The organism is Cohnella sp. CFH 77786, from assembly GCF_019400745.1.
Taxonomy (GTDB): Bacteria; Bacillota; Bacilli; order Paenibacillales; family Paenibacillaceae; genus Cohnella.
The window spans coordinates 78,800-98,169 of the sequence record NZ_WJIB01000019.1 but is presented as its reverse complement, the minus strand read 5'-3'; the positions used below and the strand labels follow the sequence as shown (position 1 = coordinate 98,169).

Annotated in this window: 19 protein-coding genes and 1 pseudogene; 16 read left to right on the top strand and 4 right to left on the bottom strand. The window is 55.2% G+C overall.

Going from position 1 to position 19,370, the window contains the following annotated elements; translation table 11 throughout:
• Positions 1 to 4: 4 nt before the first annotated feature.
• The 3 genes from yaaA to dnaA all read right to left on the bottom strand — a co-directional run bounded on the left by yaaA (position 5) and on the right by dnaA (position 2,923).
• On the bottom strand, positions 5 to 226 hold the full coding sequence (yaaA, locus tag GE107_RS22620) for a S4 domain-containing protein YaaA (protein WP_219643436.1): 222 nt from the start codon (positions 224 to 226) through the stop codon (positions 5 to 7).
• Between the two features lie 11 nt (positions 227 to 237).
• Positions 238 to 1,377: a DNA polymerase III subunit beta gene (dnaN, locus tag GE107_RS22615; RefSeq protein ID WP_219643433.1), complete on the bottom strand. Its 1,140-nt coding sequence runs from the start codon at positions 1,375 to 1,377 to the stop codon at positions 238 to 240.
• Positions 1,378 to 1,573: 196 nt separating this feature from the next.
• Positions 1,574 to 2,923 carry a chromosomal replication initiator protein DnaA gene (gene dnaA, locus GE107_RS22610; protein WP_219643429.1) on the bottom strand — a complete coding sequence of 450 codons (1,350 nt, stop codon included), beginning with the start codon at positions 2,921 to 2,923 and terminating at the stop codon, positions 1,574 to 1,576.
• 611 nt (positions 2,924 to 3,534) lie between these two features.
• Between dnaA and rpmH the strand changes: the two genes are divergently transcribed.
• The 12 genes and pseudogenes from rpmH (at position 3,535) to GE107_RS22550 (ending at position 15,210) form a co-directional block, all read left to right on the top strand.
• Complete coding sequence (gene rpmH, locus GE107_RS22605) at positions 3,535 to 3,669, top strand: 50S ribosomal protein L34 (protein WP_219643426.1); 135 nt, start codon at positions 3,535 to 3,537, stop codon at positions 3,667 to 3,669.
• Positions 3,670 to 3,770: 101 nt separating this feature from the next.
• A pseudogene (gene rnpA / locus GE107_RS22600) lies at positions 3,771 to 4,112 on the top strand (ribonuclease P protein component); the annotation flags it as partial.
• A 196-nt stretch (positions 4,113 to 4,308) separates the two neighbouring features.
• Entirely contained in the window at positions 4,309 to 5,151 is an 843-nt protein-coding gene (locus tag GE107_RS22595) for a YidC/Oxa1 family membrane protein insertase (protein WP_219643483.1), read from the top strand.
• Entirely contained in the window at positions 5,148 to 5,765 is a 618-nt protein-coding gene (gene jag / locus GE107_RS22590) for an RNA-binding cell elongation regulator Jag/EloR (protein ID WP_219643420.1), read from the top strand. The genes GE107_RS22595 and jag overlap by 4 nt, the downstream gene beginning before the upstream one ends.
• Positions 5,766 to 6,063: 298 nt before the next feature.
• A complete protein-coding gene (mnmE, locus tag GE107_RS22585) occupies positions 6,064 to 7,440 on the top strand; it encodes a tRNA uridine-5-carboxymethylaminomethyl(34) synthesis GTPase MnmE (protein ID WP_219643481.1) in 1,377 nt (458 codons plus the stop codon).
• A gap of 18 nt (positions 7,441 to 7,458) precedes the next feature.
• Positions 7,459 to 9,354 carry a tRNA uridine-5-carboxymethylaminomethyl(34) synthesis enzyme MnmG gene (mnmG, locus tag GE107_RS22580; RefSeq protein ID WP_219643418.1) on the top strand — a complete coding sequence of 632 codons (1,896 nt, stop codon included), beginning with the start codon at positions 7,459 to 7,461 and terminating at the stop codon, positions 9,352 to 9,354.
• Positions 9,355 to 9,357: 3 nt separating this feature from the next.
• On the top strand, positions 9,358 to 10,113 hold the full coding sequence (rsmG, locus tag GE107_RS22575) for a 16S rRNA (guanine(527)-N(7))-methyltransferase RsmG (RefSeq protein WP_219643415.1): 756 nt from the start codon (positions 9,358 to 9,360) through the stop codon (positions 10,111 to 10,113).
• Positions 10,114 to 10,789: 676 nt separating this feature from the next.
• Positions 10,790 to 11,605, top strand: a complete 816-nt coding sequence (noc, locus tag GE107_RS22570; protein ID WP_219643412.1) for a nucleoid occlusion protein — start codon at positions 10,790 to 10,792, stop codon at positions 11,603 to 11,605.
• 44 nt (positions 11,606 to 11,649) lie between these two features.
• Positions 11,650 to 12,423: a ParA family protein gene (locus GE107_RS22565; protein WP_219643410.1), complete on the top strand. Its 774-nt coding sequence runs from the start codon at positions 11,650 to 11,652 to the stop codon at positions 12,421 to 12,423.
• Positions 12,404 to 13,255 carry a ParB/RepB/Spo0J family partition protein gene (locus GE107_RS22560; RefSeq protein ID WP_219643407.1) on the top strand — a complete coding sequence of 284 codons (852 nt, stop codon included), beginning with the start codon at positions 12,404 to 12,406 and terminating at the stop codon, positions 13,253 to 13,255. Before GE107_RS22565 ends, GE107_RS22560 begins: the two co-directional genes overlap by 20 nt.
• A 95-nt stretch (positions 13,256 to 13,350) precedes the next feature.
• Positions 13,351 to 14,523, top strand: a complete 1,173-nt coding sequence (locus tag GE107_RS22555; protein WP_219643405.1) for an aminotransferase class V-fold PLP-dependent enzyme — start codon at positions 13,351 to 13,353, stop codon at positions 14,521 to 14,523.
• Between the two features lie 195 nt (positions 14,524 to 14,718).
• Positions 14,719 to 15,210, top strand: coding sequence for a DUF4446 family protein (locus tag GE107_RS22550; RefSeq protein ID WP_219643402.1), 492 nt, complete (start codon positions 14,719 to 14,721; stop codon positions 15,208 to 15,210).
• Here the strand turns inward: GE107_RS22550 and yyaC are convergent.
• Positions 15,185 to 15,802, bottom strand: a complete 618-nt coding sequence (yyaC, locus tag GE107_RS22545) for a spore protease YyaC (RefSeq protein ID WP_219643399.1) — start codon at positions 15,800 to 15,802, stop codon at positions 15,185 to 15,187. The genes GE107_RS22550 and yyaC overlap by 26 nt on opposite strands.
• 217 nt (positions 15,803 to 16,019) lie before the next feature.
• On the opposite strand from yyaC, the gene GE107_RS22540 reads away from it, so the two are divergent.
• The 4 genes from GE107_RS22540 (at position 16,020) to GE107_RS22525 (ending at position 19,369) form a co-directional block, all read left to right on the top strand.
• A complete protein-coding gene (locus GE107_RS22540; RefSeq protein ID WP_219643396.1) occupies positions 16,020 to 16,268 on the top strand; it encodes a putative Se/S carrier protein in 249 nt (82 codons plus the stop codon).
• A 30-nt stretch (positions 16,269 to 16,298) separates the two neighbouring features.
• Complete coding sequence (locus GE107_RS22535; protein ID WP_255570764.1) at positions 16,299 to 17,213, top strand: mechanosensitive ion channel family protein; 915 nt, start codon at positions 16,299 to 16,301, stop codon at positions 17,211 to 17,213.
• 3 nt (positions 17,214 to 17,216) lie between these two features.
• A complete protein-coding gene (locus GE107_RS22530; protein WP_219643392.1) occupies positions 17,217 to 17,438 on the top strand; it encodes a DUF951 domain-containing protein in 222 nt (73 codons plus the stop codon).
• Between the two features lie 170 nt (positions 17,439 to 17,608).
• The gene (locus GE107_RS22525; protein WP_370636495.1) at positions 17,609 to 19,369 is read left to right on the top strand and encodes an ABC transporter ATP-binding protein; all 1,761 of its coding nucleotides are present in this window, start codon (positions 17,609 to 17,611) and stop codon (positions 19,367 to 19,369) included.
• Position 19,370: the final 1 nt, after the last annotated feature.

The window sequence follows — 19,370 nt, the reverse complement described above, 5'->3', positions numbered from 1 at the left end:
GCCCTTAAGCCTTACGGACCGTTACGGTAAAGGTTCCGCATCCTTCGACCTCAACCGTGTCTCCCGGCACGAGCTTGCGTCCCCTCCGGTTGTCCGGCTCTCCGTTTACGAGCACCTTCTTCTCCTGCAGGAACATTTTCGCTTCTCCGCCCGTTGCGATGCAATCGCCCAGCTTGAGCAGCTGACCGAGCGTGATGTATTCGGTGGAAATGCCGATTTTCTTCATCCGGCCATCCCTCAATTCGTCGTTCGATAGGGAAGAATGAGATGCAGGCTGTGGTCATGGTCGCGCGGCTTGATGATGATCGGGCTCATCGCGCCCGTAAAGCCGATGAACAGCTCTTCGCTGTCGATAACCTTCAGCGCGTCCAGCATGTATTTGGAGTTGAACGCGATGCGCAGCGGATCTCCGTTTAGCTGCACGGCCTCCAGCTGTTCCGTCACCCGCCCCAGTTCGGAGGAGCTGGACGAGATTTCGATGCTGCCGTCCTCCATCGTCGACAAGCGCACGATATTCGTTTTCTCCTCGCGGGACAGCAAATAGGCGCGGTCGATGGCGTCGCTCAGCATTTTGGTGTTCAGGACGAGTTCTGTTTTGAAAGTTTGCGGAATAATCTTGGAAGTATCCGGATAAGTCCCGTCCAGCATGCGGGAGAAGAACAGCACGTTGCCGAGCTTGAAGAGAACCTGGCTCTCCGCGACGACGATGTCCACCAGGACGTTCTGGTCCGGTACGATTTTGGCTAATTCCGACAGCGTCTTGCCCGATATGACGACGTTCGAAAACCGGACGTCCCCGGATTCGACAGGCGCGGTGCGGCTGGCCAGACGATGGCGGTCTGTCGCGACGAATTTGAAGGAGCCGTCCTGCAGGTTCCAGAGAACCCCCGTCAGAATGGGAGACGATTCATTCGTCGTCACGGCGAAGACGGTTTGCCGGATCATTTCGCGAAGCAGGTCGCCGGGAACGGAAATGATCTGGTCTTCCGCGACCGTAGGCATGACCGGAAACTCTTCGGGATCGAGACCGGCGAGCTGGATATCGGTAGAGCCGGAGCGGATCATCGTTTGGAATCGCTCGCCCACTTCGAGATGGACTTCTTCGTGCGGAAGCTTCTTCACCATTTCGACGAAAAACTTGGCCGGCAGCACGACGCTGCCCGTCCGTTCGACGGTGGCGATCCTTTTGTCCGCCGTCTCGAGCGGGACAAAGCTTTGAATGGAAATGTCGGTATCGCTTGCCGTCAGCGTGACCCCGGTAAAGGTTGCGTCGATCTTGATCCCGCTGAGAATCGGGATGGTCGTGCGGGAGGAAACGGCTTTCGAGACGTTCTGGATCGCTTCGTTCAATTCATGGCGCAATATCGTCAATTTCAATGGGTTCACCTCGTCGTTTCAACATTATTGTATCATGTTTGAATTCTTAAGTCGTAGCAGTAGGCGCGGTGGATTTGTGGATAACGCCGATAAAGCCGAAAAGAACGCCTATCCACAGTGTGAATGAATTGTGCATAGGCGTTTTTTTATCAACCGGGATTCACTCGTTTGCGATTCATCTTGTCCCATGTGGACATCAGTTCAAATTTTTGATCCGTTCCGTCAGGTTGTGGATGATTTTATAAAGTTCCTGGTCGACCTTCAGCTGCTGCGAGATTTTCTCGTGGGCGTGGATGACCGTCGTATGGTCGCGCCCGCCGAAAGCGTCCCCGATTTTGGGGAGCGAATAGTCCGTCATTTCGCGGGAGAGATACATGGCGATCTGGCGCGGGAACGCGACGGCCTTGGTCCGTTTGCGGGCTTTGAAATCTTCGAGCTTGAGTCCGTAAAATTCGCCGACGCGCTGCTGAATGTCCTGGATCGTGATCAGCCGGTTGCGGCCGGTCGGAAGGATGTCCTTCAGCGCTTCCGCCGCCAGATGGGACGACACGTCCTGGTTGGTGAGGGAGGAGTAGGCGACGATGCGGATCAGGGCGCCTTCCAGCTCGCGGATGTTCGTGTCGATCATGTTGGCGATATACATCATCGCTTCGTTCGGAATATCGAGGTTTTCGGCCTTCGCTTTCTTGCGCAGAATCGCGATCCGGGTTTCCAGGTCCGGAGGCTGGATGTCGGTGATCAGGCCCCATTCGAAGCGGGAACGCAGCCGCTCTTCCAGTGTCGGAATTTCCTTCGGAGGCCGGTCGGACGAAATGATGATTTGCTTGTGCTCTTCGTGCAAAGCGTTAAACGTATGGAAAAATTCCTCCTGCGTGCCTTCCTTGCCCGCCAGGAATTGAATGTCGTCGATCAGCAGCACGTCGATATTGCGGTACTTGTTGCGGAAGCTTTCGCCGCGGTTGTCGCGGATCGCGTTGATGAATTCGTTCGTGAACTTCTCGGACGAGATGTACAGCACCTTCATATTTGGATTGTTTTCCAATATGTAGTGTCCGATCGCGTGCATCAAATGGGTTTTCCCGAGTCCTACGCCCCCGTATAAGAAGAAGGGATTGTAGGCTTTGGCCGGCGCTTCCGCGACCGCGAGGGACGCGGCATGGGCGAAACGGTTGCCCGCCCCGATGACGAAGGTATCGAAGGTGTATTTGGGATTGAGCATCGACACGTTCTCTTCCGGCATGGCGGGCTTCGCGGCCGGGATTTGCGGGAACGGTGCCGGCGGTTCGGCGGTCCGGGCTTCTTCTATGGCGAATTTCACTTCGACGGGCCGGCCGGTATATTCGGCGATCGTCGAGGAAACCAGTTTCGTATATCGCGTCTCCAGCCATTCGGCGGCGAAGGTGGTCGGCGCGGTCACGATCACGACTTCGTCGGAGAGGAAAGTGGCTTTGGTGGATTTGAACCAGGTATCGAAACTCGGTTTGCTCAATTTGGTTTGGATCACCGACAACACTTGTTGCCAGATCTCGCTGTTGCGGCTGTCCACAAGAACGTCACTCCTTCTATCCCTCTAATAGGGAGTTTTGCACGGAGTCAAACTCTCCCCGTTTAGGACGCCAAAGAACCAAATATAAACGAAAAACGCAGGAAATTACAGCGTCCATCGTTCGTATTCGGAGATCATTCGGGGAAAGAACGGGGCTCCGTCCATCCGGAATGACGATTCAAAGAACGGTAACGCCATCAACAAGTTGATTGAGTTATCCACACGATTCCCTGAATTCTTTGATGGGTTGTCCAGATACATGGGGGTTTGTTCACAATGTTATACACAGGGTGTTGATAAATATCGGGGGAAAGGATGAAATCCACTGGGAAGAACATGACTAATCATAGCAGAGAAACCCCCGAAATTCAACGAAATTCCGGGTGTTATCCACATTTTCAATAACTTGTGGAGCAAAGATGTGCACAATACTAGATATTGTTGATAAATTGTGAGAGAGTTCGACAAACGGGATCGAATCGTGGAAAACTTCCGGATTCTTATTCACATGTGTATAAGTTTTCTTTGAAATAGAGGCGAATAGTTGACTTTTGGCCGCCAAAATGGTTTAATGAAAAAACCTGAGTTTGCAAGTGAGGGGGTATTGATCCATGGGTCCGACATTTAAACCGAACGTGAGCAAGCGCAAGAAAGTTCACGGTTTCCGTGCGCGCATGAGCTCGAAGAACGGCCGCAAAGTATTGAAAGCCCGCCGCCAAAAAGGCCGCAAAGTGCTGACGGCATAAGAGCAAAGACCACTGCGGTGGTCTTTTTTCTTATATAAAAGAACAAACTGTTGGTTGGGCCGCAAGACGATAAGGACGGCCGGAATGGTGGAGCGGATAACGTGCAGAGGAAATTGAGGCTGCGCAAGAGGGAAGATTTCGGCAGGGTGTACCGCCAGGGACGTTCGTTCGCGAACAGCCAGTTCGTCGTTTATTGGCGCAAGCAGACGAACCCGGGCTGTTTCCGCTTGGGGGTGTCCGCTAGCAGCAAGCTGGGAGGCGCCGTCGTGCGGAACCGCATACGCAGGCAGGTGAAAGAGATCGTTCGGCTCAACGCGGCGAAGCTGCAGGACGAGCACGATTTAATCCTGATCGTCCGCAAACCGGCGCTGGTGATGACCTACCAGCAATTGGAGGGCAGCATTTTGCACGTGCTTCGCAAAGCCGGACTGCTGAAAGGAAGCAATCCGCCGTCTGGCGGGATGAACGGCAAACCCGGCACGGGGCGCGGATCCGAACCTCGCAAGCAAGCCTTGAAACCGAAGAAGTAAGCGTTAGCTTCGACTGGGACGCGCGCTTTATTTTGTCTTCCTTCTTATGGTATAGTGATCGTGTGACAATCGTTCGTTTACGGTCCGCAGAGAGGAGTTAAAGGTTTTGTTGTTGCGAAATCGCAAATTTTGGCTCGTGATCGGTGCATTGGCGCTGGTTGCGATTTTGTCGGGGTGTTCGCCCGTATCCCACCCGATTACGACGCCCGAAATGGCGCAGAGCGCCTCTTGGTGGACGCGCAACGTCGTCTATTGGTTCTCGCTGATGCTCGATACGTTCGCCAATTGGTTTAACGGAGAATACGGCATCGCGATTCTGCTGCTGACGATCATCGTCCGGACGATAATTCTTCCGCTGATGATCAAGCAGTACAAGAATACGAAGGCAATGCAAGCGCTGCAACCGGAGATGAAGCAGATCCGGGAGAAGTACAAGGACGATCCCCGCAAGCAGCAAGAAGAGATGATGAAGCTGTACCAGACGCACCAGGTCAATCCGCTTGCCGGGTGTTTGCCGCTGATCGTCCAAATGCCGATTTTCATCGCGCTCTATAATTCGATTTATATGAACGAGCCGATCCGGGAGCATACGTTCCTCGGGCTGCAGCTCGGACTTTCGCCCAGTCAGTCGGGCCATTGGTACTACTATTTGATCCCAATCTGCGCGGCGATCACGACGTTCGTCCAATCCAAGATGATGTCGGCGCAACAGCAGATGATGGGTCCGATGAAGGGCCTCATGATGGTATTCCCGGTCCTGATTTTCGTCATGGCGATCAACTTCGCCGTGGCGCTCCCGCTGTACTGGATTTACAGCAACCTCTATACGATCGTGCAAAACTATTTCATGTATGTGCGTCGTTCGCCCAAACCGGAGGACAAGCAGCCGGAACCGAAGAAGTCCGGCGGCAAGCCTCGGGGTAAAGGCAAGAAGGGGGCCCATGCCAAGTGAAAAAGCTGCAGGCATCCGGTAAAACGATCGAAGAAGCGGTACGAAACGGTCTCTCCCGCCTGGGGGTAGAGGAGAACCGGGTGAAGGTCACGGTGTTGGAACAGCCGAGCAAGGGCTTGTTCGGGCTCATCGGAGCCAAAGAAGCGAGAGTGGAACTGGAATTGCTGCCGGACGGAGTGGAGGAAGCGGCCCTGTTTTTGCGCGAAGTCGCGGACGCGATGGGATTGTCCGTATCGGTCGAGCGCGAAGACGATGCCGATTCGATCCGACTCAATGTGAAGGGCTCGGACCTCGGTCTTCTGATCGGGCGCCGGGGACAGACGCTCGATTCCCTGCAGTACCTCGTGAACATCGTGGCCAATCGCCATTCGGACCGGCATCTTCGCATCGTGCTTGATGCCGAGCAGTTTCGGGAACGCCGCCGGCGGACGCTTGAGGCGCTCTCGGAGAAGATGGCGGTCAGGGTCATCAGGACGAGGAAGGAAATCGTTCTCGAGCCGATGACTTCGCAGGAAAGGAAAATTATCCACGCCCGGCTTCAGGGGCATCCTGAAATCAGGACCTACAGCCAAGGGGACGAGCCGAACCGGCGTATCGTCATCGCGCCCAAGTAAGCGGAAAATAAGGATGTTCACGATTCGGAAAAGGTGCTCATTTCGATCTTCTTCCGATTCGTCTCGACATAAACGCATTCCACCGGTCCATAAGGACGGCGGAGGGCCGTTTATGCGTAATAAAACGGATCCCCATCATTCCAAGGATGATGGGGCGTTTTGCTTGGTGGCGGATTGAAAGGTGTCCCGGGGGACGGGAAGCCGTTCGATTGGGGAATACTGCTTATGCCAAGTAAAATGAATCATGATGAAATGAATAAATTCTGATTGATGCATGAAAGAGGGTGAACGTATGGGGATGTCGGAGGATACGATCGCGGCGGTCGCCACCGCCCTCGGAGAAGGCAGCATCGCCGTCGTCCGCGTCAGCGGTCCCGAGGCGATCGAAACGGTGGACAAGGTGTTCCGCTCCAAATCCGATTTGCGTTCGGCGGCGACCCATACGGTTCATTACGGATGGATCGCCGATCCGGACGATGGACGGGTGCTTGACGAAGTGCTCGTGACCGTCCTGAAGGGACCGAGATCGTTTACGGCCGAAGACGTGGTGGAAGTAAGCACGCATGGCGGCATTATTGCCGTGAAATCGGTGTTGGAGCTGATTTTGCGGCATGGCGCACGGATGGCCGAACCCGGCGAGTTTACGAAGAGAGCGTTCTTGAACGGACGGATTGACCTGGCGCAAGCCGAAGCCGTCATCGACCTGATCCGGTCCAAGTCGGACCGCGCGTTCCAATTGGCGAGGAAGCAATCCGAAGGTTCGCTGTCGAAGAGGATCGTTCCGCTGCGCGCGCAACTAATCGAGCTTCTCGCGCATGTGGAAGTGAACATAGATTATCCTGAGCACGATGTGGCCGAAGTTACCTCCGGCGTAATCCGGGACACATGCGGCACGGTATTGTTGCAGGTGAAGGACCTTCTTCGGACGGCGGGAGAAGGGAAAATTTTGAGGGAGGGTATCACGACGGCGATCGTGGGCCGACCGAACGCGGGCAAATCGTCCTTGCTTAACGCTTTAGCGCGGGAGAACAAAGCGATCGTGACGGACATTCCCGGCACGACCCGGGATATCGTCGAGGAGACGGTCTCGCTCGGAGGCATCCCTCTGCGCCTGCTAGACACGGCAGGCATCCGGGAAACGAGCGACGTGGTGGAACGGATCGGCGTCGAACGGTCCCGCAGCGCATTGGGAGAGGCGGATCTCATTTTGCTGGTGCTGAACCGGCACGAACCGCTGCACGAGGATGAACGGGAGCTGCTCATGCAGCTCAAGGACCGGCCTGCGCTCGTCGTCGTGAACAAGATCGATTTGCCTGCACAGCTAGAGGTATCCGAAATTGTGAGCCTGTACGGTTCCGAGAGGATCGTACCGGTTTCCGCCAAGGAAGGCATCGGGCTGGATGAATTGGAAGCGGCGGTCAGCCGGATGTTCTTCAGCGGATCGGTCGAAGCGTCCGATCTGACCTACGTAAGCAATTCCCGTCATATCGCGGCGCTGCATCGGGCCGGGAAATCGCTCGAAGACGCAATCGCGGCGGCGGGCGAAGGGGTGCCGGTCGATCTGATCCAGATCGATATTTCCGCGGCATGGGAAGCGTTGGGCGAAATCCTCGGCGATACGGCCGGAGAATCGCTGCTTGATCAAATCTTTTCGCAATTTTGTTTAGGCAAATAGACTGAAGGAGGGATTCACATGGGATACCGCGCGGGTGATTACGACGTCATCGTCATCGGAGCCGGGCACGCGGGCGTGGAAGCCGCGCTGGCTTCGGCACGGATGGGCTGCGAAACGCTGCTGCTTACGATCAACCTGGATATGGTGGCGTTCATGCCGTGCAACCCGTCCGTCGGCGGTCCGGCCAAAGGGCACGTCGTGCGCGAAATCGACGCGCTCGGCGGCGAGATGGGACGGAATATCGACAGAACGTTTATCCAAATGAGAATGCTGAATACGGGCAAAGGACCCGCCGTTCATGCGCTGCGTGCGCAGGCGGATAAATTCCTGTATCAGCACACGATGAAGGAAACGATCGAGAAGCAGGAGAGGCTGACGCTTCGCCAAGGCATGGTCGAGGAGCTGCTGGTAGAAGAGGGCGTCGTCCGCGGTGTCGTGACCAAGACGGGCGCCGAATACGGAGCGAAAGCCGTCGTTCTGACGACGGGCACTTATTTGCGCGGCAAGGTCATCATGGGCGAGCTCATGTACGAGAGCGGTCCGAACAACCAGCAGCCTTCGGTGAAGCTCTCGGAATGTCTCCGCAGCCTGGGACTGCAGTTGGTCCGTTTCAAAACCGGCACGCCGCCGCGCGTCCATCAGGACACGATCGACTTCTCCAAGACGGAGATTCAACCCGGTGACGACAAGCCTAAATATTTCTCTTACGAAACCGAGTATTTGGCGCATTCCGAAAACCAGCTGCCTTGCTGGCTGACCTATACCTCGGAAGAAACGCACAGGATCATTAACGACAACCTACACCGCGCTCCGATGTTTTCCGGCGCGATCGAAGGGACGGGCCCGCGCTATTGTCCCTCGATCGAGGATAAAATCGTCCGGTTCGCCGACAAGCCGAAGCACCAGATTTTCCTGGAGCCGGAAGGACGCAATACGAAGGAATATTACGTGCAAGGGCTTTCCACGAGTATGCCGGAAGACGTTCAGCTCCGCATTTTGCGTTCCATTCCGGGCTTGGAGAACGTCGATATGATGCGGACCGGCTATGCGATCGAATACGATGCCGTCGTCCCAACGCAGCTGTGGCCTTCTCTGGAAACGAAGCTCATCCAAAACCTGTTTACGGCGGGTCAAATCAATGGCACTTCGGGTTACGAGGAAGCTGCGGGTCAGGGCATCATGGCGGGAATCAACGCCGCCCGCAAAGTCAAAGGAGAGAGCCCCGTCATCATCGACCGGTCCCAAGGCTACATCGGCGTCATGATCGACGACTTGGTGACGAAGGGGACGAACGAACCTTACCGGCTATTGACTTCCCGCGCGGAGTATCGTTTGCTGCTCCGGCACGACAACGCGGACTTGAGGCTTACGCCTCTCGGTTACGAGATCGGGTTGATTCCGGAAACGCGGTATCGCAAATTCCTGGAGAAGAAAGAGCGCGTAGAAGCCGAAATTGAGCGCCTGAGGGAAACGAAATTCCGTCCCGACGAAGCCGTTCAGTCGATGCTGGAAGCTTGCGGATCGGCTCCTCTCCAGAATACCGTGGACGGCGTCACTCTTCTCCGACGACCCGAAGTGACGTACGAGATGTTGGAACGTTTGTCGCCCGCACCCGTCGAATTGACGGACGAAATGAAGGAACAGGTCGAAATCCAGATCAAGTACTCGGGGTACATCGAGAAGCAGCTTCTGCAAGTGGAGCGGCTGGAGAAGATGGAGAAGAAACGGATTCCCGAGGGAATCGACTACAATATCATCCATGGACTCGCCACCGAAGCGAAGCAGAAGCTGGCACAAGTTCGGCCGCTCTCGATCGGCCAAGCGTCCCGTATTTCCGGCGTTACGCCGGCCGACCTGTCCATCCTGCTCGTTCACCTGGAGCATTACAACCGGGTAACGGCAGCGCAGGCTTGACGTATGGATCAGATTCAACGGGATTTTGTCGATCGCCTTGCGGATTTGGGCATCGTTCTTAGCGAACCGGCCCAGCAACTGGAACAATTCGAGGCTTACTATCGCTTGTTGGTCGAATGGAACGAAAAAATGAATTTGACGGGCATTACAGAGCGGTCGGCGGTGTACGAGAAACATTTTTACGACTCCTTGACGCTTGCGAGCGTAACCGACCTGCGGGATACCGCCTCGATGGCGGATATTGGGTCGGGTGCTGGTTTTCCTTCCCTTCCGGTGAAAATCGCTTTTCCTCATTTGAAAATTACGATCGTAGACGCGCTGGCCAAGCGGATCCGGTTTCTCGAAGAGGTCGTGTCGTCGGTGGGGCTGGCGAACGTAGTCTGCCTGCACGGGCGGGCGGAAGAGGTCAGCCGCAAATCCGAGCATCGGGACCGTTACGACTTGGTGACCGCACGCGCGGTGGCCAGGCTCGCTGCGCTGAACGAGCTGTGTTTGCCCTTCGTAAGGACCGGGGGTACTTTCGTTGCCATGAAGGGGTCGGACATCACGGAGGAGCTGGAAGAGAGCTTGTACAGCGTGAAACAGTTAAACGGAACGATTCGCGATACCGTTCAGCTGCAGCTGCCCGAAGAAGGATCGGCTCGCCACTTGATCGTGATCGCGAAGACAGGGTCCACGCCGAAGGCTTATCCGCGCAAACCCGGGTTACCGCTTAAGCAGCCACTAGTCATCGGTTCCGGAAAAACGGGTTCTTCATGAAATTCATTTCATGTTCCACGTGAAACATTGGGTGCATGGCCGCCTTGTTTCACGTGGAACATTTTTATTCCCGTTCACACTTTATCAGAATCATGCAGCTCATTTCTGTATGATTTTCGATCATTACCGCAGTCTCTGTTTCGGGAGTACGAAGAAGTCGTTTCACTTGGTGATTCAGAAAACATGAAATCCGCCATTTTATTTTGAATCAGCTCCGATAAAACATCTATCGGTCCGTAAAGGACGGAGTAGCCGTTTTACTTGTTCATCCAGATTATCCCGGGCATGAATGATGAGCGTCCGACGTTTATACTTGTAGCGAAAACTCTCTATCTCAGGTATAATAGGATCAGCCGCGAAGATCGTTAACGAATCGCATTCCCTCGGTTGATAACGAGAAGGAAGCAGGAAATGAAAGACCGACATCGAATTGAATTACATAAGGAAACAAGAAGAACTTGTGCCGCATGGGCGCTTTCGGGCGCAGAATAGCGGCGCTTTTTGTCGCTGTGGGTTCGGCTTAGGAGATACGGCAGCGTCATGCGCGGATGGATGGAAGATCCCGATGCAAGGAGCTCCGGCGTTGGAGAAGCCAGTCGACGTGTTCGTCTAGAGGTGATCGGCTGGAACGCCGAGCCCTGTCCTTATTTTCATTGAATGTGGTGATCAGAGACAGATGAGAGAACCGTTCTCGCGTTTGCTTGGATTGTCCGATAAAGGCAATCAAGATGAAGTCAAACAAATTCCCGTGAAAGACGTAGTGCCGAGCCCCTATCAACCTCGTTCGGTATTCGACGACGAGCGAATCGACGAGTTGTGCCAGACGATCAAGACGCATGGCATCATTCAGCCGATCGTTGTGCGTATCCGGAGCGGCAAATACGAAATCATTGCCGGGGAGCGCCGCTGGCGCGCGGTCACGAAGCTGGGGATGGAGACGATACCGGCGATCGTACGGGAAATCAACGATTCCCAAGCGGCTTCGATGGCTTTGATCGAGAACCTGCAACGGGAAGGTCTAACGGCGCTCGAAGAAGCGATCGCCTATCAGAAGCTGATCGATTTGCATCAATTGACGCAGGAAAGCTTGGCACAGCGGCTCGGCAAAAGCCAGTCCACGATCGCCAACAAGATCCGGCTGCTCCAACTGGGCGATGAAGTGAAAAACGCCTTGCTGGAGCGCAAGATTACGGAACGTCATGCGCGGGCGCTTCTGTCGCTGCCGAACGAAGAACTCCAGAACAAGCTGCTGGCGGAAATCATCGAGAAGGAACTTAACGTCAAGCAGACGGAGACAAGGGTTGCTTTCTATCTCGAGGTATCCAAACCGCAGAAGAAAAACCGGATCTCCTTTACGAAAGACGTGCGGCTTGCTTTGAATACGATTCGCCAATCCGTGGACATGGTGACGGGATCTGGCATTCCGATCAAAGCCAGCGAGAAGGATTGCGAGGACCATTATGAAATCATCATCCACATTCCCAAGCGTTAAGAACCGGCCGCGGGGTGCGGGCGGATTATATTGAGGTGAAACGGGTGTCCAAAATCATTGCGATTGCCAATCAGAAAGGCGGCGTCGGCAAAACGACGACAGCGGTCAATTTGGGCGCATGTCTTGCCACCTTGGGCAAAAGAGTTCTGATCGTCGATATCGACCCGCAGGGGAACACGACGAGCGGCATCGGCATCAACAAAGCCGATGTCGCCTATTGCATCTATGACGTATTGATTAACGAGGTGCACCCCAAACAGGCGATCGCGGAGACCGCAATCGATAACTTGAAAATCATTCCCGCCACGATTCAACTGGCCGGAGCGGAAATTGAGCTGGTTCCGACGATGTCGCGCGAAGTCCGGTTGAAGAAGGCGCTAACGCTCGTTAACAACGATTTTGATTACGTTCTGATCGATTGTCCGCCGTCTCTGGGCATCCTGACCATCAACTCGCTGACGGCAGCCAACTCGGTGTTGATTCCGATCCAATGCGAGTATTATGCGTTGGAAGGCTTGAGCCAGCTGCTGAATTCGATCCGGCTTGTCCAGAAACATCTGAATACATCCCTGCAGATCGAGGGCGTATTGCTCACGATGTTCGATGCCCGTACGAATCTCGGTATTCAAGTCATCGAAGAAGTGAAGAAGTATTTTCAGCAAAAGGTATACCAGACGATTATTCCGCGCAACGTTCGTTTGAGCGAAGCCCCTTCCCATGGGCAGTCCATCATCACGTACGATCCGAAGTCCAAAGGCGCCGAAGTTTATCTCGAGCTGGCGAAGGAAGTGATCACGTATGAGCAAGCGGCTAGGTAAAGGCCTGGATGCGCTAATTACGTCATTATCGATTAAGGAAGACGACAAGATCGTCGAAATTCCGCTGTCTCAATTGCGGGCGAATCCATATCAGCCTCGGAAAACGTTCGACGACGACGCGATCAAGGAGCTGGCGGAGTCGATCCGCGAGCATGGCGTTATCCAGCCGATCGTCGTCCGGCAAGCGTTAAAGGGATACGAGATCATTGCCGGGGAACGGCGGTTCCGCGCATCGCAATTGCTCGGCAATCCGACGATTCCGGCTGTCGTTCGTTCCTATAGCGATCAACAGGTGATGGAAATCGCGTTGATCGAGAACGTGCAGAGAGAGGACCTCAACGCGATTGAAATCGCGATCGCCTACCAGGCGATCATGACGCAGTTTGCCCTGACACAGGAAGAATTGTCCCTGAAGGTGGGCAAATCCCGTTCTCACATCGCGAATTTCCTGAGGCTGTTGTCGCTGCCGGATGAGATCAAAGATCATGTTTCACGTGGAACATTATCGATGGGTCACGCGAGAGCGCTGGCGGGCGTTAAGGAAGATGCGAAAAGAAGCGAGCTTGCCAAGCAGACGCTGAGCCATGATTGGAGCGTCCGGGAATTGGAAGAAGCGATTCAGAACCTGGAGCTGAAGGTGAAGGCGAAGGCAAAGACGAGCAAGGCGAAGAAACGCGATCCCTATCTGGAAGAAATCGAGAGCTCGCTGCGGGAAAAATTCCAAACGACGGTAAGGATCAAAACGAACAAGGACAAGGGCCGGATTGAACTCTCCTACTTCAACAGGGGAGATCTGGAGAGGCTGCTGGAATTGCTAAAAGCCCTCGCATAAGGGACTTCAGGAGATAGCATACCCAAGTTGTAATCTTTCCCGCGAAGGATTAAACTAAGGTATGCTATCCTTGCGTCAGGACGGTGACGAAGGAAATGTCGGAAAGCAACAAGCCTCTTATTTATATGGATAATGCCGCCACATCCTGGCCGAAACCGCCGGGAGTCGCGGAAGCGATGGCAAGGTGTCTCGAGGAATCCTCGGCCAATCCCGGCAGGGGAAGCCACACTATGGCGGTCCGGGCCAGCCGTATCTTGTTCGAAGGACGCAAGCGTCTGGCCCGGTTGTTCCGGGTGGCGAATCCGAACGATATCGCGTTTACGTTGAATGCGACCCATGCGTTGAACATGGCCATCCAAGGGCTGCTTCAACCCGGCGACCACGTGATCGCGACGTCGCTCGAACACAACTCCATCCGGCGTCCGCTGGAAGCGTTAAGGAGGACGCGGGGGATCGAAGTTACCTACGTGCCGACTGACGATCGGGGACGGCTCGATCTGGATCGCGTCGAAGCGGCGGTCCAGTCGCGCACTCGGCTGCTGGCGGCAACGCACAGCTCGAATTTGTTAGGTTCCATCTTGCCCGTGCAGGAGCTGGGAGCATTGGCTCGCGGTAGGGGCATCCGGTTTCTCGTCGACGCTTCCCAAAGCGCGGGCGTGCTGCCCATCGACGTGGAGTTCATGAACATCGACCTGCTCGCTTTTCCGGGGCATAAAGGACTGATGGGTCCCCAAGGTACCGGCGGTCTCTATGTGAGCCCGGAATTGGAATTGGAACCCCTCCTGTACGGAGGAACGGGCAGCCGGTCGGAATCTCCGGAGCAGCCGACCGTAAGACCCGACCGTTATGAAGCCGGAACCCCGAACACCGTGGGGATCGCCGGATTAACCGCGGGCGTGGAGTTCGTTCTGGGGGAAACGGTGGAGAAAATCCAAGCCCGGGAGAAGACGATGACGGACAAACTGATGGAGGGGCTGCTCGGGCTTCCGGGCATTAAGGTCCTCGGCCCCGAGCTTGGCGAGGATCGGACGGCCATCGTGTCCTTCGTGATCGAAGGCATAGACCCCTCCGAAACGGCGTTCATCCTCGACCAGCAATTCGGCATTGCCGTCCGTTCAGGATTTCATTGTACGCCGCTGGGACACGAAAGCGCCGGAACGACGGAAACCGGAGCGGTGCGCGCGAGTCCCGGATATTTCACCGCGGAATCGGAAATCGTATCCTTCATCGACGCCGTCGGAGAAATCGTAAAGGCTTATCGGAGCTGACAACCGATCAAGAGATAGGGACCAAGTAAAAACGCCTTTGTCGTTCACGGGAACAGAGGATGTCGTTTTTATCGAAGATCATTCAGAGATGGATAGACGTAAAGCCGATAAATTCTGAAGGATCGAGAAAACGACCTCCGCTTCCGGTCAGACAGAGAACACTGAGTGATGTACAAACGGGGGAGAATCACAGACATGAACGGTTGGAACGATCAAATCGCGATGGCGGTCGCCGCAGGAGAAGGAGTGCTGCTGCTCATCCTGTTAATCTGGGTCATGCGGCTTGGATCCAAGCTCGGAAAATTGAAAAAGGCGCATGCCCGAATGATCGGAGAAACCGGCGTGCAAGGATTGGAAGACGTGCTTCATGCGGTTCATGAACATCTCGGGGTGCTCGACCGCAAGCAATCGGAGCAGGAGGCGACGCTGAAGCAGCAAGAAAGACGCCTTGCCGCCATGAAGGGGAAAGTAGGCGTCCACCGCTTTAACGCGTTTTCGGATTCCGGAAGCGACCTCAGTTTTTCGGTTGCCTTCATTAATGAAGAACAGGACGGCGTCGTAATCACCGGAATCCATGGCCGGGAACAGACGTTCCTCTACGCCAAGCCGATTGACAAAGGCCAATCCGCCTACATGCTGTCACCGGAAGAGAAGACGGCGATCAGTCTGGCATTGCATAAGGGATAAAGTCCCCGCGTACGCGGAGAATGGCCCGCCTAAGGCTCTGGGCGATGACGTCCGACATCTTCATGACGAGATTGAGCCGAGTATTCTGCAACACGAAATATTCCATGAATCCGCCCACGTTCACGATCCCCGTCATATGGATGTCCCCGACGGGGGGCAGCTCCTTATTGACGCCAGCGCCAGGGCGTACGGGCCCTGCCCCGAGCTGAATGCAGCCCACGCTGGATACCTGGCCCAAACAGGCGTCTACCGCGATGACGTAGGGATGACGGGACGAACGCGTGATTTTAAGCAGCGTTTCGCTCAGATTCATCGCATGAACGGGATCGTCAAGCGTGCCGTACAAATCGAAATGAGGGCTTGCTTCGCGCGCGAGCGAAGAGCCGACGAGAGGCCCCAAGGAGTCCCCTGTCGACCGGTCGGTTCCGACGCAAACGATGACGATGCGCCGATCATGCGTCAGCGGCTCCAGGAATTGCTCCAACTTCTGCGATAATCGCTGCAATACGGCGGGTTCATTAAAAGGAATTTTCAAAGAGAGCGCGGCAGCGTCCGCCGCAGGGCCCTGCCGTTTGTCCCATAATCCGTTCATTCGTACGTTCCGCCTCCTCCCAACGCTGTTACTAGTATATGGACGGGATGGCGCATTTATACTCGTCTGGTTGGACAACCGTTTACAAATTCGTGCAAGTGAAAACGACTTCGTCATTAGGGAAAGAGAAAGTCGTTTTTATCGAGATCAATCAGAAATCAATAACAGAAATTTATCAATGCTGATTGATCACGTGAACCTGGGGAGGTTGCTCCGCATGGAGCCTCTATTGATCGCTTTCGATTCGACCCAGCAAGCGCTTCGCGCGGAAATGCTGCTGGAATACGCGGACATAGAAATCGATATCCGGCCGACGCCCAAGGAGATCACGGCGGGTTGCGCGCTTTCCATCGAGTTTGCGGCATCGTCCTTGCCGGAAGCGAGGCGCGTGATCGCGGAGGAGAAAGTGGAGATCCGGGGACTGTTCCGGAAAACGGAAAACGGATACGAGGAGATCGAAGTTTAAGTTGTTCCATGGGGAAGGGGAGACCTCACGATGCGAAACGGGGTTTGGATGGCCGCCGCTGCAGCCGGTGAAAATGCCGCGGCATCCGGAAAAAACTTGTGGCAACAATTCGTGGATACCGTAGTCGCTACCCTGCAAGACGTGGAGATGTGGCAAACGGCAGCGATGGTGATCGGGCGGATCTTGCTGATTATTCTCGTCAGCCGATTGGCTCTGTACATCATCGGACGGATCATCGACCGGCTCACCGTCGACCGTGACCATGCCCGGCTGAAACTCCGCTCCAGACGAGTGCAGACCGTCGGCAGGCTTATGAAGAACACGGCGGGGTACGTCACCAACTTCATCGTCATCCTGCTCATTCTCGGAGAATTCAACATCAATCTGGCCCCGCTGCTTGCGGGAGCCGGGGTATTGGGCCTTGCCATCGGGTTCGGAGCTCAGAGCCTGGTCAAGGATGTCATTACGGGCTTCTTCATTATTCTGGAGGATCATTTCTCCGTAGGCGACGTGATCGAGACCGGGAAGTACAAAGGCACCGTCGAAATGATCGGGCTGCGGGCGACTCGCATCCGGAGTTGGACAGGCGAGGTGTTCATCCTGCCGAACGGCGCCATCAACGACGTGACCAATTTCTCGATCAACAACTCGCTCGCCGTGATCGACATCCCGGTCGCCGCGACGGACGACGTAGAGGCAGTAACGGAGATCATCCGCGGCGTCCTGCACAAGTTCGACGACGCGAACCTGGTCGGGCAGCCGGATCTGCTGGGCGTGCAGACGATCAGCGCCACCGACATCATCTTCCGGGTCATCGCCGAATGCCGGCCGAACACCCAAGCTTCGGTCACCCGGCATTTGAACGTCGCGATCAAAAAAGCGTTCGAAGCGGAAAGGAACCCGAGATTTTTCAGCATGGAAGAGAAGACGCTGGCGGGGGGATAACCGGTGGAACGGAAACAATTCCAGTTGGGCGATATCGTGCAGATGAAAAAGCCGCATCCCTGCGGCGCGAACGAGATGGAAGTCATCCGGATGGGCATGGATATCCGCATCAAATGCGTACACTGCAAACATAGCATCCTATTGCCGCGGGCGAAGTTCGAGAAGAGCATGAAAAAGGTTCTTCGCTCCGCGCCGGATGGGGGAACGCCTGAAAACGCCGAGTAAGAAAGGGTATTGCGAGATCGCGGGAAGAACTCCGCCGCGCAGCGAGTCAGCTGACGCGTTCGGCGTTCTTTTTTGTTTTTCGTTCGAAAAAATATGCCAAATTTCAGTCTTGTAGGAAAAATTGCACTGTGCTAACATGGAACATACGTTCCCAAACGGTGGATGGCGAGGTGGAGTCGTTGGTATTATTACAGAAGATGGCGTGGTTTTTCAAGCTCAGATGGATTCATTATGCGGCAGCCATTCTATTGATCGTCTTGGAATACTCGATCAATATGCTTCCGCCGAAGTTAATAGGAAACGTTATCGACGCGATCAAGGAAGGCGAACTGACCGGACCCTGGCTGCATAGCCGCGTTCTGACGCTCTTCGGGATCGCTGTTTTGGCTTATGTGATGATCGTGGGTTGGGTCAATCTCATGTTTCGCAACGCGATCCTCATCGAGCGGATGCTGAGATCGAAGCTGCTGGAGCATCTGACGAAGATGTCGCCTTCTTTCTTCCAAAGATTCAGCCGGGGGGATTTAATGGCCCAGGCGACCAACGATATTCGGGCGGTCAATTTTGCCGCCGGTTACGGGATTATGACCTTCGTGCACACGGTGATCGGCGCGCTGCTGGTCGTGACCATGATGGCCGTGTTCGTCGACGTCAAGCTCATGCTCGCTTCCTTGCTTCCCATGCCGGTTCTGGCTTTCTTCATTCGGGTGCTCGGCAATATGGTGCGGGTTCGCTTCCTGGCGGCCCAGGAGGCGTTCGGCAAGCTGAACGATCAGGCGCTGGAATCGATCTCGGGACTCCGCGTTATCCGTTCCTACGGACAAGAGAAGCATGACGTGGAGGCGTTCCGCCAAGTCGCCGAGGCAACGAGACGCAAAAACGCCCGCGTGGCGGTCATCCACGCCTCGTTCCAGCCGACCATCTCGATTCTCGTCGGGATGAGCTTTTCCATCGGAATCGGTTACGGCTCCTACTTGGTGTCGGAAGGAGAGATTGAGCTCGGCGATCTGGTCGCCTTCATGATCTACCTCGGCATGTTGATCTGGCCGATGATCGCATTCGGCGAGTTCATTAACGTCATGCAGCGGGGCGGCGCGTCGGCCGGCCGGATTCACGAGACGCTCGTGCAGAAATCCGAGATCGTGGAAGCCGATCATCCCGTGGAGGGAATCGATCCGGACCGGATCGAGTTCCGGAGGTTGACGTTCCGTTATCCGGAAGCGTCCGGGGACAGCTTAACCGGCATCTCGATCGTTTTGGAGAAAGGCCAGACGCTGGGCATCGTCGGACGAACCGGAAGCGGGAAGACGACGCTGCTCAAGCAACTGCTCCGGCAATATCCGATTCAGCCCCATTCTCTCCTGGTCGGAGGGGTTCCGATCGAAGAGATCGCGGTTGACCAAATCAAACGTTGGGTGGGCTACGTGCCGCAAGAGCATCTGTTGTTATCCAAAACGATCTCGGAGAATATTCGTCTAGGCCGAATCGATGCTTACCCGGAAGAAGTGGAGCGCGCGGCCGATTCGGCCTCGCTGACCTTTGACATCGCGCAAATGAAGGACGGCATGGACACGCTGATCGGCGAGAACGGGCTGATGCTTTCCGGCGGACAGAAGCAGAGGATCGGCATCGCCAGGGCGCTTCTCATCGATCCGGAAATCCTCATTCTGGACGATGCCTTGTCGGCTGTAGACGCAAGAACGGAAAGCGCGATCCTGCATAACATTCGCCAAGTAAGAAAAGGGAAAACGACGATGATCGCGACCCATCGGATGTCCGCCGTCAGCCACGCCGATTGGATCATCGTGCTCGAGGACGGCCGGATCGTCGAAGAAGGCACCCATGATCACCTTATGTTTCGCGGCGGTTGGTATAGAGAGCAATACGAACGGCAGCAAATCGAAGCTTCTCTGCTTCAGCAGGAGGGTTAGC